Origin of the sequence: Bacteroides oleiciplenus YIT 12058 (assembly GCF_000315485.1) — a bacterium.
GTDB classification, from domain to species: domain Bacteria; phylum Bacteroidota; class Bacteroidia; order Bacteroidales; family Bacteroidaceae; genus Bacteroides; species Bacteroides oleiciplenus.
The window spans coordinates 212,049-228,654 of the sequence record NZ_JH992945.1 but is presented as its reverse complement, the minus strand read 5'-3'; the positions used below and the strand labels follow the sequence as shown (position 1 = coordinate 228,654).

Here is a 16,606-nt window from a genome sequence, read left to right as displayed (position 1 = left end):
GAGCTTATGACACGAAGAAAAAGAATGATTCACTGCATGCATGGTTTCCTGCTGATAGGGAGCTTGCTACTGCATTCCTGTTCCGGCGAAACACAACTGGACGGGGAGACCGGGAGTCCCGAAGGAAAAGATCCCTCCAGACAAGAAGTCTTGTTGAACATCAACAACAAGTTGGTATTGCACAAGACGACCACCCGAGACATTGCCACCGCCGAGGAGAATGCCATCTCCACGTTGGATGTCTACGTCTTCGGTTCCCCTACCGAAGACGGCACCTACACTTTTCAGGAGCGTTTCGCCTATCGCGAAAACAGCGACGACCTCCCTGCGGATGCCAAAGAACTGATTCTTAATGCCGGAGCAACAGACAATGTCACTACCGGACTGCTCAGTCTGCATCGTGGACTGTTTGTGAAACTCTATTGCATTGCCAATGACACGAAGCCGGTGAAAGCTGACGGGAATGACGTTGTGGATAATGATTTCAAACCTATCACTTTTACTGCTGGTGGCAGTATAATGGAAAAGGCGGGCAGTCCTTCGGAAGCGGATTTCCTGAAATATCATACTCAAATAATGAATGGCGGTATGATTACCGATATGCTCGATACCCCATTAGCAATGTCCGGTGCTCAAACTCTCCCACTGGACCTGACGGATGTTTCCACAGGCGGTCGCCAGCAAGTGAATTTCAAACTCACCCGCCTTGCCGCACGCTTCGACATAGTAAACAAGGCGGATGAATCCCGCTTCACTATTGAGTCTATCTCAATGGGTAATGCCCGTCGTGGAGCAGGTTATTTTCCGATAGTTGCCTGCGGAGCGTATCCTGCCATAGGTGGTGAACTGACAACTACCGCCGACAAAGCCTTTACGGGTAACAATGCCAACACCGGCACCCAACAAGGCGCTTTTTATTGTTATCCCAGCATGCAGGAAGACGAAGGATTTCTTATGCTGAAAGGACATTACAAAGTGAATGAGACTGAAAACAAAGAAGTATCCTACCGTATTCCTTTCCGCCAAAAAGGCATTGACGGACAGGAAACCTATCTGGATATCAATAACAACCACCGCTACACCATTGGCATCACCAAGGCCGATGACCTGAGACTTGAATTCACTTTGCGAGTAGCGGATTGGACGGATGACGGTAACATTGACGATTACGAACCTGACAACAAGCCGGGAGAGATTACGGTTTCCATTCCAAATGATTTTCAAGACCGAACGACAGCAACCTTAGACCCGGACCGCAATGTATATACCGTAAGTATGTCACTCGACACGGGAAGTTCTTTTGATATGACGGTGGGCTCTTCTTCTCCGGGTATCAAGATAGTCTATGCCGGTGGACCTTCCGCACAGAAGAATAACTGGCTGGTTTGTAAGCCAAAGTCAACTACCCGCATTTCTTCCAGCAGTGATTATACATTTTCTATAAAAGAGGATTATACGGGTCTTTTCCCTCGCGCCACGGTACGTGTGTACGATGTTCTTTCCGGTATAGAGAACATACTCTATGTGGAAGCGGTTGCCGTTCCTCAACCTTTGGCAACGACACAACCCGGCAAGGCTCCCAACGGTACGAGTACAAATCCTAACTCATTTGATGTAGCGAATGCGACTGTGAAACTATATCGCATAACGAATAGCAGTGCGAAAATATTGTTCCTGTGCCCGGATGAAATGACAGTAGTCAAGTATCCAACGTGGATGAATGAACCTATTGCATCGAAAAACGGGGCGAAAACGACCTATACCTTGACACTGAAAGAACGTGATGTAGAACTATCGCCGGACGCAGACATGACTGTGGTGTTTGCTAACTCGAAAAACGCAACGAAGTTGCGGATGCCTATTACGATAGATTTGAAAGACGCTGCCATGACTCCTTTATTTAGTGCACTCGGAGGGAGTGACAATAGTTATACCCTACCTACGGATGGTGGCACTTTAGGCAAAATATCCATGAGTGTAGCAAATGGTAACACTTGCACTGTACCTGTCACTTCCATGGATGGTGTAGCGGTAGAGTTTGATTTTGACGGGAATTCTGAGTGGTTGACATCGGAGATTACTGCAGTCAGTTCAAAACAGCAAAACGTCAAATTCAAATTAGTAAATGAAAACCTTGCAAGTGCTAAAGATGTGACTGTGACATTGGTGAATAAGATTGGCGGGCCTGATATGAAGTTCGTGATTAGTCCGAATGTAGGAAATCTTTCGTTTTCGGGAAATTCCTCATGGGGAGTAGATGTTCTTAATACAACAAGTAAAACGATTACTTTATATAAACTATCCGGCGAAACACAGAAAATGACGATAAGAGTTAATTCTTGGGGCGGTAGCACGATGGAGAGTAGTGATGTAAACATAGTAAAAGCAAGTGGCTCTACCGAACAAAGTACAGATGCTGCTGACTATCTGCTCTCAGCTACAGGTACAGGTAGTACACAACTAACGTTTGCCAATCGTGTGGACCCTACCAAAAAAGAGACTTACACAGTGACTGTAAAGAACTTTAGCGCACTAACACTGAATAGTTATTCCGGAACATTGAAAGCTATTCCCAAAAATGAGGGAAGCTCTGTCTTATCTACTACTATTGCAGTGACTCCCCCTGCTGGTGGTTTCGAAGTTTCGTCTGCACCAAATAGTTCTGTTGTGAGTTATAGTGTATCTGGTAATAACTGTACTTTAAAAGCTGTTTCAGCAGGAAGTACCAGTATCACATTCCGTAGTAAACTGGATAACACAAAAACTGCTACTTATAATGTAACGGTTACAGGTATCTTGTATGAAGGGCAGGCTGTGTGGAAGTATGAGGGATTTTATATCGCTCCTGTGGATGCTAGTGGCGGCGTGCCGTGGGATAGCAAAATGACCAATAATTATTATTGCTCCGGTAAGAAAGGTGGTACATGGTATATACCTTCATCAGCAGAATATCGTACTATATTATGTACGTCTGGTAGCAATTACGCTTCCTCAGATGTATATAATAGATACTATAATAAGGTTTTTTCTAACGCATATTATTGGACTCGTGACGCGGACTATGATCCACGTTCGTATATCATGTATATGACAATGGTAAATGCCTGTGTGGGAGTAAGTGATAGGAGTTACAAAGGCCCAGTGCGTTGTGTAGCAAAATATTAAAGCCTGTTCCGTCCCGGCGGATTTGCAATCCGCCGGCATTGAGTGTCAGGATTTTCAATCCTCTTGAACGGACGTTTGAACGGATACTGTCTCAAAAGTGCTGCGCTATGTGCAGGCGAATAATTATTCGCCCGTCCCGGTGGATTTGTAATCCGCCGATCTTGAGTATCAGGATTTTAAATCCGCCTTATATCCATGTAAGTGATTCATCTTTAATCGGATTATAAATCCTGATACAAAGACAAGCGGATTGCAAATCCGCTTGAACGAAACACCAAACAAAGAAACTTGAATAAAAAAAATCTTGAAACGAAACATATTGTTCAATTAAAACTTTAAAATCAATGAACGTAAAAAGTTTACTAACGCTGCTCGCCTTTTCGGGCCTTGCAGCCAGTTGTTCCAACAGCGAATTGGGTGAGCCCGGTGACCGTCCTACCGATGGCCGCTCGGAAATCCAGATCGCCTTTAGCGGAACGGGCGAGAGCCAGGAATACACCCGTGCCATCGCCTCCGAGAGTGAGAACAAGATAGAGCAGTTGCACGTCTATCTCTTTGCCGCCGCCGACCAGGCGGGGCCCTTCTATTACCTTGAAACATGGACCGAGGGTACGGACTATAACCCTGCAAACCCCACGACCACCAACTTCAAGATCCAGGATGCCGGTACCTCCAAGAAAGGCATCCTCTACCCGAACGAACTCAAGGGCCTGCCCTGGATAAAGCTGCTCTGCGTGGCCAACAACGGCACAACCCCGAAGTTCTATGATGAAACAGGCGCGGAAATCCTGAACCCTCTGACGAAAGTAACGACTAATGCCGATGGAACCATCAACGTCTCCGGCACCACCGAAGCCGCTTTCAAAGCCGCTTTCACGAACAATGACGCCGACGCCACCCTTATCGAAACCCCGCTTTTGATGACCGGTGAAGGCATCACCAAGATCAGCGGCGTCTCCAAGGTGGACATCAACCTCAAACGTGTAATGTCCCGCTTCGACATAGTGAACGACAAGGCCAAGACGAACCTCACCATTCAGGACATCTACATGGTACAGGGCCGCAAGAGCGCACCGCTTTGGGGAGCCACGGCCACCCCGGTAAATGCCGGCAACCTTGCCACGGACGTGAACTATCTCACCAAGTACGCCAACGTTGATTTCGATGGCATCCCCGGCGCCAACACCGGCGAAACCGCCAGCGCTTTCTACGTCTATCCCAATCTGGATACGGATGAATCCTACCTTGTGGTGAAAGGCACGTATAAAAGCCCCGCCACCGGCAACCAGGAACCCGTTGAGTATCATGTGGACATAGCTCGCACCCCCGATGGAGCTCCGAAAGCCGAATTCATCAAGCTTCTTGCCAACAACCGCTACAAGCTGCGCATCAGCGACGTCACCAGTTCCAACATCATGGGCACCTTCGAAGTGGTGGACTGGGTGAGCGGCGGCGGCATCACGATAAAGCCGAACAATGACGCACCCGTCTTTGTAGCTGCGGACGCTTTCACCGGTGCCAATGCACCTACCGAACTGATCGCCCTGAACACGGAGGCTTCCCCCTACAATTACGAAGTGACGGGTGCTGATGGTACCGGCTCCTTCACCATTGAAATAGGTGCCACAGGCAAGGTACGCGCTGAAAAGGATGCAGTGCAGACCGTTACCGTTACCCGCGGTGATGTGGTGGTTACCCCTCAGGACTGGCTGGTGATCAGCGAGCCCACCTGTACCGAACGCGAAGGCGTCTGGTATACCAAATTCGACATCTCCTATACCGATGCTGTAGGCGTACTCCCCGTCGCGGTTCACTTCATCAACGACGCCGCCTCCTACGACCCGGCTTTGTGGACGACGGTGAACTTCTACGGACAAAAAGGAACTCCCGTATTTGCCGCCGCAGCCTCCGGCACCGGCTCCAAAGGGAACACAATCAATGTGACCGACGATAAAGCTCCCGCAGCAACCATCTTCACCCTGAAGAACGGTTACGTCCTGTTCGATGTGACTTGCATAGAAGGAGTCACCGTAGGCATTACGGCAACCGGCTACAAAGCCGAAGAGATTGCCGTGAACGGTTTCGTTCATACGTATAAGGTATCGGTGAGCGATGCGGACGCTGCCGAAGGCGGCACTATCGCCTTCAAGAATGCCGGCGACGCGACTAAAGCAACGATACTTACACTGACTGCCGCCGACCCCAAGATGACGTTTGAGAAATCCACCGATGCCAATAACGCGGCTACATGGGATGAAGCAAGCAGTACCCTGAAAATCGACCTCACCGCTCTGGCTGACGGTACTTGCGACTTCAAGGTGAAAGCTCCTGCCGGAGTGACTATCGCCAGCCTGGCCTGCCCATGGCTGAAAATTACTGAATCAAAGGCATGGGACAATACAGATAAGTTTGCTACGTATACCATCTCCAAAGCAAGCTCCATCACCGGCACGGGGGATGTAGCACTGAGTTTCGTGAACGGCCTGACGGAAGCGAATAAGGATATTGCCGCTCCGGAATTGAAAGTTACACTGCACAAGGAAGCCGGCAAGCCCGGTCTGAGTGCGGGTGCTACTGTAGCAAGCTGGAGTACATTCAATAAGGGGCTGGATAAAGACTTCTCAGATGCTGCGGCTTCCACTATCACGATGTATAAAGTTGATAACAGCCAGATCACCGTGAACATGACTTGTGCCGAAGCCGCCGAATTTACTTCGGTTACCGGATTGGAGATAAAGAAGATAGGAGACACTGATGAATATACCATCAAGGTAACTACCGCTGCTTCACTGACTAATGCCACTACCGTAGTGACCGCCAAGAATAGCAGCGCTGCCGACCGCACCGCCACACTGACCATCACCTGGAAAGACCCGGCTATCACGGTGGCATTGACGGATGATGCATCGGGAAGTGTAGTAGCCTCTGATGAAGGCGGAAGTATTGTTTATACGGTAGATGCAGATGCTATAACCACCACACCTTTCATCTTTACCGTAACCGCTCCGGGCGGTGCGACTACCGTTTTCACGACGGCATTCACAAACCAGTTCCTGGCACCGGATGACGGTAATGCGGGAGGTGACACGGTTGTTGCCGGGACTCCGTCAGCCTATACGCTCAAACTGAGTGATGCCGGCAAAACGGATGATATCACCCTTGTATTCACCAACACTGTGACAGGTGGCGGAGACAAGACGGTGATTCTCAGAAGTAACAAGAAACCCTAATACAGTTTTTTTTGTACCATAAAAAAATAATCATAATGAATATAAAGAATAAACCATCACTGCTTGCCGCAGGCTTCCTGCTCTGCATGAGCACCCTGCTGGTGTCCTGCACCAGCGAGTCGCTCACTCAGGCCCCCGGCGAACCCGAGGGAGATGCTTCCCGCACGGAGGTGCTGCTCACCTTGAAGAACAACCTGAGTCTGAGAGCCTCCGTTCCAGGCACTCGTGCCGGAGATGCCATCGCCACGGAAGATGAGAACTACATCAAGACCCTCGACGTCTACGTGTTCGGTTCCCTGACCGAGGACGGCCCCTATACCTTCCAGGAACTGCACTACTACCGCGACGACGCCAGCCTGACACACCTGCCCGGCATCAAGTCCTTCAGTTTCGACCTCAACGCCGGCGCTGAGCCTAACACCACCACCGGCCTGCTCAGACTGACCAAAGGTCTGTTCGTGAAGTTCTATTGCATCGCCAACCGTACCCAGCTCTACAGCATGGATGCAGGCGGCGCTTTGCAGCCTTACGACTACTTCTCCTCCTTGGTGCAGACCGCCCCGGGCCAGCCCGCCAACACGGTGACCCCCGGCGTACCCACCGAAGCAGACTTCCTGAAACTGCAGACCCGTCTCATCGACCCCGCCGGTGAGACGGGGGACGACATCTTCGTCACCCCGCTGCCCATGACCGGCGCCTACACCACGCCGCTGGACCTGACGGACTTCAGCACCGCCACCCGTGCACAGGTGGGTTTCCGCCTCTCGCGCATGGTGGCGCGCTTCGACATCGTGAACGTTGCCGAGGAATCCCGTTTCACCATCCAGAGTATCTCTATGGGCAACGGGCGCAGCGCCAGCCGTTTCTTCCCCATCGAGCCTCTCAAGACGAAGGATGAAACGAACGGCGACCTGATTATCTATCCCGTGCGCAAGGTTCTTCCCGACAGGCAGAAGAAGCCCACAGGCGGCGATCCGAAGCTCAACCTCAGCGAAGGTGCCTTCTACACCTGGCCCAGCCCGAAGGATGACGGGGGCTACCTGATACTGAAAGGGATGTACGCCACCAACCTGACGAACGAAGAGGAAGTGAGCTACAAGGTCCCGTTCAAGCAAATGGTGAACGGCGTGGGCACTTACATCGAGGTGAACTACAACCACCGCTACACCATCGAGATCACCAAGGCCGACCCTAAACGTCTGGACGTGACGCTGAAAGTGACGGACTGGGAAGAAGACGTGGAACTGGACCCCTATACACCCGAGAATGACTTCGATCGTAACACGCCCCTGGTACTGGAAACAGGTAGCACGGGTGCTTATGTGACGGACAAGGGGCAGGTGACGCTGATGCCGGAGGCCGCCAGTGAGTTTGCCTTCGTGATGGGTTCCAATGCCACGCTGAAATCCGAACTGGTGTTCCAGGAGGGTTCCGAGAAATGGCTCGGGCTGGCTTCCGCCCCTGCCACGCGTGCGGCATCGCAGAGCACGAAGTACACGGTGACCACTGTGGACGAAGAGCTGGCGGATGCCTCGAAGCTGCTTCCCGTCACCATCCGTCTGACGAACCCGGCGAGCGGAATGCGTAAGGACATCAAGGTGTTTGCCACCAAGGGGCCTGAGGTGACAATGGTGAAGGAAGAAGGGAGCACCAGTACTTTCGACGCTAAAACGATGACTGCTACGATAGAGAATACCAACGGGAAGACTATCAAGCTGCATGTGGTCTCGGAAAGCCGTTCGGACGGTGCGGAAACGCCAACCATTACTACCGGAAGCACGGCAGAGGTTGCCGCCGGCGCTTCATGGCTGACGGTGAGCGAAAACGTGACCGATGCCGAAGGGGATTACACGTTGACTTTGGGAACGGCACAAGGTGATGTATCGGCAAATACCACCGTCACCTTCACCTCAACGGCTTCTACGGCTGTCACTACGGTGAAGGTGGTGCTGAAAGAGGCTCCGGCACCTGCTCCCTGACAGGGTGCTGAACTAACTTAATTTCCACCACAGAGGACACAGAGGGCACGGAGTTTTCAGGCTTCTCATTCATACATTATTAGAACCTCTGTGTCCTCTGTGGTGAAAATAATTAAACAGAATGAAATGACAGTAACCAGTACAGAATTAGTAAGCCCTTCCGAAGGGCTTCCCACCATTACCGGGGTATATGACCCTTTGAGTGGCAAACGTGACGGAACCCTTACCCCGTGGGCTCCTATCATCGTATCGGGCAGCGGGCTGGATATGTATCCCCTGGATGAAATCCGGTTGTGCCTTATTTCCGCCGCAGATAAAGAGCGGATAACGGAAATCTGTCATATCTATAAGTATTCGGACAACAGGGTCATTGTAGCCCTGCCGGATTTGGAACCGGGCGGGTATCTGCCGGCATTCAAGATATTAAAAGAGGATGGCGAAACAATGCTACAGGTCTTCTCCGTGGTGTGGAGAGTGCCCAGTAAGGAAATCAATTGTTTCTAAAGTAAAGGATCAGAGATACTGATTCGTATTAATCAATTAATTATTTTTTTAAATGAAGAGATTCAGAAGACGTGCCTTTGTGGCACCTGATGCCACAGATGCATCAAAAAAAAGACAACTCGCGACGTAATTTCAGATGGCTTCCGTTGGACAGAGGCCATGCGTATAGTTCGTGCCGACCATCCGGAAGTGACTATAATCTTGCCGAATGAGAAGATACAGGTTCGCCCCGGCGATGATGTACGCAGTCTGATTATTCCGTACGTAGCTGTTATCCGTCAGGCGTTGGATAGCAAGAAAGTAGGTGTGTGGAAGGGTTATACTGCTGAGTGTCGTATCCGCCAGGTGCGCCGTTTGCTCACCCATTACTTCTACTTTCACGAAGGCTGCATCAGTGAACAGGACTTCAACCTGCTGGTTGAGGATTTACTGTTTGTGCATAAGGCAGGCTGACGCGTGCGTGTTTTTATTCCCCCGGAGACGGGGGATTTCGGAAAGAAAAGAGTACCTTTTATACCTCCTCACACACCCTCATTTCCATCCCCTTATATACCACCACAATCTTGTGCAGCCGGGTAGTGCCTACGGCACGTTTCACTGTGTCCGTATCCGCATAGCGGTTGGCCTGAGCGATGGCTTCCTGACGTAGTTCCTCCACGCGGGTTTCGGGGTCATGATACTTGGCATACTTCAACTCCACAATATAGCTGTGTGCCATGTCAGAGTAGATATCCAGCATTGGGCAGAGGAAAATATCGGCATAGCCCGCCTGTGTGTCCTGCTCGGAGACGGGACGGTAGAAACGGTTCTGTGCAGTCATGGCAAGGGTGAAGCCGTGGACGAAGAATTCGCCTTTCTGTTTGTCGCGCTGCGAGACGTACGTCTTCAGGCAGTCGGCGATGTAGTCGAAGTAAGCTTTCCAATCTCCCCGATAAGCAAGGCGGCTCGCCAGCTCACTCTTCTCGTAACTGCTGAAACTCAGGTCTGCATCATTGTAAGTATTCAGTAGGTAAGTATAGAGTTGTTCTTGAACCACCAGATTAGGGATGGTTAGTTTGGTTTTTCCTTCGTGTGTTCCGCTGATGGTGAGCATGCCAAAATAGTAGAGCAGGCTCACGAAGTTGTCCGGATTGGTGATGCCGGAAGCGGGAAAGCCTTTTTTAAGTTCTCCAGTGATGAAGCCTTGGCTCACGAGAGTCTGTATAACGGAAGCATCGTGGGCAAACTCCTTGTCCTTGCGGATGAGCATGCGCAACTTTTCGTAGTCGATACGAATGTTGTCTTCTACCATGTCTTCCGGGACATTACCACCCATGATGTAGTTTTTTACGAAATAAAGCACCATGTTGGAGTTGTACATCGTGGTTTCACCGTAGCTTTTCTGCGAGAAGCAATAGTTGTCGTACCATGGCTTCATTATCTCTATCAGTTCGTCTACAGTATGCTTGAAAGGGCTGTTTGTGGAATAGTAGGTCAGCATCTCGCGCACTTCCTCTTCCGTGAATCCCATCATCTGGTTGAAATCCGGTGTGAGTGAATAATTGGTTCCTATGTTGAATCCGCTGGTGAGGTCGTCCATCGTCACGGGGCTTACACCGGTGATGAAACAACGTTCTATGCTGGAATAGGTTCCTGCTTTCACCTTATTGAAGAAAGCGCGCAAATAACCTTCGCCGTGCGTCTCGTTGGTATAGCGGTGCAGGCTTTCAGGGTCGGCGAGGATGGCATTGGTGAAGTGGTCGTACTCGTCGATGAAGAGATACATCTTCTGTCCGGCACGTTCACATTCCGAAACCAAATAGTCCAGTTGGTTGACGGCTCCGTCCTTTTCGTCCAGTCTTTCCCTGATGCCTTGCGGCAGCAGGTCGGCATAAACTTCGCAGAAGAAATCAAAACGAATTTGGCAATGCTCATCCAGTCCCTTACGATAATTGTTCAACTCACCGGTGATAAAAATCGCCTATATAACTGTAATGATTTTATTTAGTGATGTTTATATTTGTATTGGTGTAAATATTTGCTATTGAGCTTTGAGTAATACTTCCTAATTTTGCTTTGTAATACAGAGTATGAGTGTATTATATGTATTTATTTGAAGTGTAAATAAGTAAACAACTGAATAATGAAAAAGAAAGAAAAATTGATTAAGGTAGGCAATAAAGGAAAACACATCATCTGTTTGGGACAAACGCATCATGCGTTGGGCCCCAATGCATCATCTGTTTGACTCAAACACATCATCTGTTCTGATAGATATACTTTAGTATATCATTTCTTCTAATATAATTATGTTGTGTTCGTTTGCCCTTCATTTAGGTGTTCACTTCTTTGTGTAATGTACTCAATATTATTCAGAAAAGACGTCTGTTTGGGTGGCCGGTGGAAATCGCAAAAGATGTTAATTTAAAAACGCTATTTTATTGATGAAAGATGATTTGTTAAAAACAGGCTATGTCATGGTTTCCCGGGCATTGCTGCTGGATGTTTATGGAAAGAGAGGTGCGGCAAATGGTGAAGAGGAGGCATTTCTGAGAGTACTGACCTTTGTTAACTATCGGGATGTGGTGACGCTCTATAATGGTGTGCAGGTAATCTGTGCGCGGGGAGAGTCAATCATTTCTTTTGCCGGGTGGGCAGATATATTGGGATGGACAAGGACGCATGCCCGGCGTTTCTTTGAACATTGCTTTGTAGAGGGCACCATGGAGAAAGTGCCGGGAGCCTGTCCTAGTCATATTCGTGTGTCCAACTATGATGCCTGGACGGGTATTCCCGCGGGTAAGAAACAGTCGGGTGAAAGGCCGGTAGATGAAGCTCTGCAACGGTTTATCAGCAAATACAGTGAAGTGACGCATCTGCCTGTAGAGAACAAGGGGCAGATAGCCAAAATCTGGAAAAAACTGTCTGCCCGTGAGCGCGAACTTGCTCTGATGCATATAGAAGATTATTATTATAGTCTGAATAATGTGCAATACTGCCTGAGAGCTGCACACTACCTGGAATACAAATCGTTTGATAACGACTTTATATATTAAGGTTATAATTCACAGGATAATATGACTGAAATTCTGAATCCCCACGATGCCGACTTGGAAGAAGTCGTCCTCGGCGCCTGTCTGCTGGAAACGGCAGCCATGGCGCTCGTTGCCGACAAGCTCCGCGCCGAGATGTTTTACGAACAGAACAATTGCGAGATATACTCCGTCCTGCTGGCTATGTACCATACGGGCCGATCCATTGACATCATCACCGTGAAGAACGAACTTGCCGCCCGTGGCAAACTGGAAGCTGTGGGCGGGCCGTTCCGGCTGACGCAACTGACTTCGCGCGTGGCTTCTTCCGCCCATCTGGAGCAGCATGCTGCCATCCTGCGTGGAATGTATGTGCGGCGCGAGGCTATCATCGGCATGCATCGTCTGCTGGCTGCCGCTTCCGATGAAACGATAGACATAGCCGACACGCTGGTGGAGCTGCATAACCTTGCCGACCATCTGGAAGGTGAAGCTGCCTTTGCCGATTATCTGCGTGATATGGACCGGCTGATGCTGGATACCCTGAAACTGATGGATGCCCGTGTGGCAAACAACCTGAATGGTGTCACCGGTATCCCTACCGGACTTGCCGAGCTGGACCGGCTGACAGCGGGCTGGCAACCGGGAGAGTTGGTTATCATTGCCGCCCGCCCGTCGGTGGGCAAGACTGCTTTCGGGTTGCATCTGGCGCTTACGGCAGGGCTTGCGGGCAGGCATGTGGTGGTCTATAGCCTTGAGATGCAGGGCGAGCAACTGGGCGACCGCTGGATAACGGCTGCCGCCGCCGACATCAATGCCAGCCATATGCGCACGGGGCTGATGACTGCCGACGAGCAGCAACAGGCTTTGGAGGCTGCCCGCAAGTTGGCGCGCCTGCCTGTTTATGTGGATGATAATCCGAAGATGGGAATGGATCATATCCGCTCTTCGGCGCGGTTGTTGAAGAGCAAAGGATTGTGCGACGTCCTTATCATCGACTATCTGCAACTTTGCGAGGTAGGTTCAGGACAGAAGAACCGCAACCGCGAACAGGAAGTGGCGGAAGCGAGCCGTAAGGCGAAGATAATGGCGAAGGAGTTGAATATACCGGTGATTCTGCTCTGCCAGTTGAACCGTGACTGTGAAGGACGCGGCGATCATCAGCCTGCACTGAGTGATTTGCGTGAGAGCGGGGCGATAGAGCAGGATGCGGACCTGGTGATGTTGCTATACCGTCCGGCTGTGTATGGAATACCGACGGAACGCAAGAGCAAGTATCCATCGGAGGGACTGGGCGTGATTATCGTGGCAAAAAACCGTAATGGAGAGACGGGGGATGTGTACTTCGAGCACAATGCCAGTATGACGAAGATAGGGGAGTACGTGCCGCCGATGGAGTGGATGATGAGGAATGCGAGGTAATTAAAAATTAAAAAATGAAAATTAAAAAATCGGATTTTGTGGAGGGAAAATAATTGTCGTTTTAGCGGCAAATAAATGACGAAATACTTGACTTTGGCTTCTGGATGTTGTATCTTTGTGAAGTGCTTAATGATAGGCATTATAGAATATTTTTTTAACCAAAACCTTATTTTTTATGGATGTACTTGTAGAACGCTTTAAGCGTAGAAAAATCGTGAGTGATAAGAACTCGCAAATGTTGTTTTATCTTCGTCAGAAACCCCGCACGTGCGGCACGGTGGATATTGATACACTGGCCGCCAGTATCCAGAAGAATTGTGCTATGACCAAGGGTGATGTGAAACACGTCATTGAGGCTTTGGTGGAGGAAGTCCAGACGAATCTTGCCAATGGGGACAAGGTGAAGCTGAATCAATTGGGAACGTTGCACATGACTTTCCGCTGTTCGGGAGTGGAGAAGTCGGACGATTGCACCGTGAGGAATATCAAGAAAGTGAATATCCGCTTTGTTCCGGACAAGGAACTGCGTCTGGTGAATGGGACGACGGCAACAACGAGGAGTTCGGCGAATGTGACATTTGCATTGGAGAAGTCGGAGGATAAAGAAGGTGGGTCATCAGAAGGTGGTGGCAATTCCGGTGGAGAAGGAGGACTTGAAGAAGATCCGCTGGGATAGGTTCTAACGCTGGAGGCGTTAGAAATTAAAAATGAAAGAGTTAAAAATGAAAGGCTGCGCAGCCCGTTAATCACTAATCGCTAACCATTAATCACTAAATTAAGTATGAAAAAAACGACTTGGGACAAGATTTTGAAAGTAATTATTGCTGTGGCTTCTGCTTTGGTTGGCGTGCTGAGTGCACATGCCATGACAGGCGTCCGCTGATAAATTCATAATCATGCGAAAGATTGATTTACTTGTCATTCATTGCAGCGCCACCCGCGCTGACCGTTGCTATACGGAATTTGACTTAACCACTGATCACCTGTGCCGGGGCTTCTCCGGCGCAGGCTATCATTTTTATATCAGGAAGAACGGGGATATCAAAAGTCTTCGTTCCGTTGAGAAGCCCGGTGCCCATGCAAAAGGTCACAACGCTAACAGCATTGGCATTTGTTATGAAGGCGGTTTGGATGTGAATGGTCGGGCTGCTGATACAAGAACTGATTTTCAGAAGCATTCCCTTCGCGTGTTGGTCATGCTGCTGTTAAAAGATTATCCCGGTAGTAGGGTAGTGGGGCACCGCGATCTCAGTCCCGACCTGAATCATAACGGTGAAATAGAACCGGAAGAGTGGATAAAAGAGTGTCCCTGCTTTGATGCGGCAAATATTCTGGGGGAAACGCCGGTGAATCCGGATTATTTTATATAAAAAATGTTATCATATGAACAAAGTATGTGTGTCATTGTTACTTTTGTAATGATTTCAAATTAATTAAAAAATACGATTATGATTACTGAAAAATTACAGAATGCAATTAACGAGCAGATTACGGCTGAAATGTGGTCGGCTAACCTTTATTTAGCAATGTCTTTCTATATGGAGAAAGAAGGTTTCTGCGGCATGGCACATTGGTTGAAGAAGCAATGGGCGGAAGAGAATGAGCATGCTTGTGCGTTGGCCGATTATGTAATCAAGCGTGGCGGTAAAGCCAAAGTTGATAAGTTGGATGTAGTTCCTAATGATTTCGGTACTCCGCTGGAAGTATTTGAGCAGGTCTACAAGCACGAACGACGTGTGTCTGAAATGATTGATAAGTTGGTGGATGTAGCTGCTGCCGAAAAAGATAAAGCTACTCAGGACTTCCTGTGGGGATTTGTCCGCGAGCAGGTAGAAGAAGAAGCTACTGCTGCAAGCATCGTTGATATGATTAAGAAAGCCGGTGCTACGGGCATCTTCTTTGTAGATGTGAAATTGGGTGAACGTTAATAATCTTTTTGATATAAATTGCTAAAGTGAAGAGGCTGCTTGAGAAAAATCAAGCAGCTTTTTTTATCTTCGCTTTTGTCTGAGTACTTCTACGAAGAAACCTATGCTGGAAATTTACATTATCGCGCTTTAGCGCGATAATGTACCCAGTTCTTTTCCTACCTTAATAAACGCCTCGATGCATTTATCCAGATGTTCTTTTTCGTGTCCTGCTGAAATCTGTACGCGGATGCGTGCCTGGTCTTTCGGAACTACGGGGTAGTAGAATCCGGTTACATAAATACCTTCTTCCTGCATGCGTGCTGCATAAACCTGAGATAATTTGGCATCATACAGCATCACGGCACAAATAGCGCTCTGCGTCGGTTTGATGTCGAAGCCGGCGGCTGTCATCTTATCACGGAAGTAGTTTACATTATCTACCAATTTGTCATGCAGTGCATTACTTTCTTTCAGCATCTTGAATACTTCGATACTTGCACCTATCACGGCTGGAGCCACAGAATTGGAGAACAAATACGGGCGACTGCGCTGGCGCAACAGGTCGATGATTTCTTTTGGCCCGGTAGTGAACCCGCCCATGGCACCGCCGAAAGCTTTACCCAATGTGCCGGTATAGATATCCACGCGGCCATAAGTCTTAAACAATTCGCTCACACCGTGTCCCGTTGGGCCTACTACACCTGCAGAGTGCGATTCGTCTACCATGACCAGAGCATCATATTTCTCTGCCAGGTCACAAATCTTGTCCAGCGGGGCAACATTTCCATCCATGGAGAACACACCGTCTGTTACGATGATACGGAAACGTTGTGTCTGGGCTTCCTGCAAGCATTTCTCCAGTTCGGTCATATCAGCATTGGCGTAGCGGTAACGTTTGGCTTTGCACAAGCGCACCCCGTCAATGATGGAAGCATGGTTCAGAGAATCGGAAATGATGGCGTCTTCTTCTGTGAATAACGGTTCGAATACACCGCCGTTGGCGTCAAAGCAAGCGGCATAAAGTATGGTGTCTTCTGTTTTGAAATAGTCGGAGATGGCAGCTTCCAGTTCTTTGTGAATGTCCTGTGTACCGCAAATGAAGCGTACGGAAGACATGCCGTAGCCACGGCGATCCATCATTTTCTGGGCGGCAGCAATCAATCGCGGATGATTGGATAGCCCCAGATAATTGTTGGCACAGAAGTTTAGTACTTCTTTTCCTTTTACATTGATAGCAGCTTGTTGTGCACTCTCAATCAAGCGTTCCTCTTTATAGAGTCCGGCCTCTTTAATTTCAGCAAGCGTGTTGCTGAGGTGTTCTTTCATTTTCCCGTACATAGCTTTATAATTTTAAAGTTTGTCTTTTTAATAGTAGACGATACAAA

The 16,606-nt window shown here is 49.1% G+C and carries 12 protein-coding genes and 1 pseudogene; 11 read left to right on the top strand and 2 right to left on the bottom strand.

Features of this window, described 5'->3' with window-relative positions:
- Positions 1-6: 6 nt before the first annotated feature.
- From HMPREF9447_RS27500 to HMPREF9447_RS23515, 5 genes are all read left to right on the top strand, one after another.
- On the top strand, positions 7-3,165 hold the full coding sequence (locus HMPREF9447_RS27500) for a hypothetical protein (protein ID WP_009132249.1): 3,159 nt from the start codon (positions 7-9) through the stop codon (positions 3,163-3,165).
- Positions 3,166-3,509: 344 nt separating this feature from the next.
- The gene (locus HMPREF9447_RS23530) at positions 3,510-6,395 is read left to right on the top strand and encodes a hypothetical protein (RefSeq protein WP_009132248.1); all 2,886 of its coding nucleotides are present in this window, start codon (positions 3,510-3,512) and stop codon (positions 6,393-6,395) included.
- A gap of 35 nt (positions 6,396-6,430) precedes the next feature.
- Positions 6,431-8,374: a hypothetical protein gene (locus HMPREF9447_RS23525; RefSeq protein WP_009132247.1), complete on the top strand. Its 1,944-nt coding sequence runs from the start codon at positions 6,431-6,433 to the stop codon at positions 8,372-8,374.
- Between the two features lie 126 nt (positions 8,375-8,500).
- Positions 8,501-8,878, top strand: coding sequence for a hypothetical protein (locus tag HMPREF9447_RS23520; protein WP_009132246.1), 378 nt, complete (start codon positions 8,501-8,503; stop codon positions 8,876-8,878).
- A gap of 159 nt (positions 8,879-9,037) precedes the next feature.
- Complete coding sequence (locus HMPREF9447_RS23515; protein ID WP_009132245.1) at positions 9,038-9,331, top strand: hypothetical protein; 294 nt, start codon at positions 9,038-9,040, stop codon at positions 9,329-9,331.
- A gap of 58 nt (positions 9,332-9,389) precedes the next feature.
- Here HMPREF9447_RS23515 and HMPREF9447_RS23510 read toward each other — a convergent pair.
- Positions 9,390-10,829, bottom strand: a pseudogene (locus HMPREF9447_RS23510) (AAA family ATPase); the annotation flags it as partial.
- 472 nt (positions 10,830-11,301) lie between these two features.
- On the opposite strand from HMPREF9447_RS23510, the gene HMPREF9447_RS23505 reads away from it, so the two are divergent.
- The 6 genes from HMPREF9447_RS23505 to HMPREF9447_RS23485 all read left to right on the top strand — a co-directional run bounded on the left by HMPREF9447_RS23505 (position 11,302) and on the right by HMPREF9447_RS23485 (position 15,239).
- A complete protein-coding gene (locus HMPREF9447_RS23505; RefSeq protein ID WP_009132242.1) occupies positions 11,302-11,913 on the top strand; it encodes a hypothetical protein in 612 nt (203 codons plus the stop codon).
- 21 nt (positions 11,914-11,934) lie between these two features.
- Positions 11,935-13,311 carry a replicative DNA helicase gene (gene dnaB, locus HMPREF9447_RS23500; protein WP_009132241.1) on the top strand — a complete coding sequence of 459 codons (1,377 nt, stop codon included), beginning with the start codon at positions 11,935-11,937 and terminating at the stop codon, positions 13,309-13,311.
- Positions 13,312-13,486: 175 nt separating this feature from the next.
- Positions 13,487-13,987 (top strand): HU family DNA-binding protein, encoded by a 501-nt coding sequence (locus HMPREF9447_RS23495; RefSeq protein ID WP_009132240.1) that lies wholly within the window; start codon positions 13,487-13,489, stop codon positions 13,985-13,987.
- A 105-nt stretch (positions 13,988-14,092) separates the two neighbouring features.
- On the top strand, positions 14,093-14,194 hold the full coding sequence (locus HMPREF9447_RS28615; protein ID WP_009130907.1) for a smalltalk protein: 102 nt from the start codon (positions 14,093-14,095) through the stop codon (positions 14,192-14,194).
- A 13-nt stretch (positions 14,195-14,207) separates the two neighbouring features.
- Entirely contained in the window at positions 14,208-14,681 is a 474-nt protein-coding gene (locus HMPREF9447_RS23490) for an N-acetylmuramoyl-L-alanine amidase (RefSeq protein ID WP_009132239.1), read from the top strand.
- Positions 14,682-14,759: 78 nt separating this feature from the next.
- Entirely contained in the window at positions 14,760-15,239 is a 480-nt protein-coding gene (locus HMPREF9447_RS23485; protein WP_009132238.1) for a ferritin, read from the top strand.
- Between the two features lie 129 nt (positions 15,240-15,368).
- On the opposite strand, the gene kbl is transcribed toward HMPREF9447_RS23485, so the two are convergent.
- Positions 15,369-16,559: a glycine C-acetyltransferase gene (gene kbl, locus HMPREF9447_RS23480; protein WP_009132237.1), complete on the bottom strand. Its 1,191-nt coding sequence runs from the start codon at positions 16,557-16,559 to the stop codon at positions 15,369-15,371.
- Between the last annotated feature and the right edge of the window lie 47 nt (positions 16,560-16,606).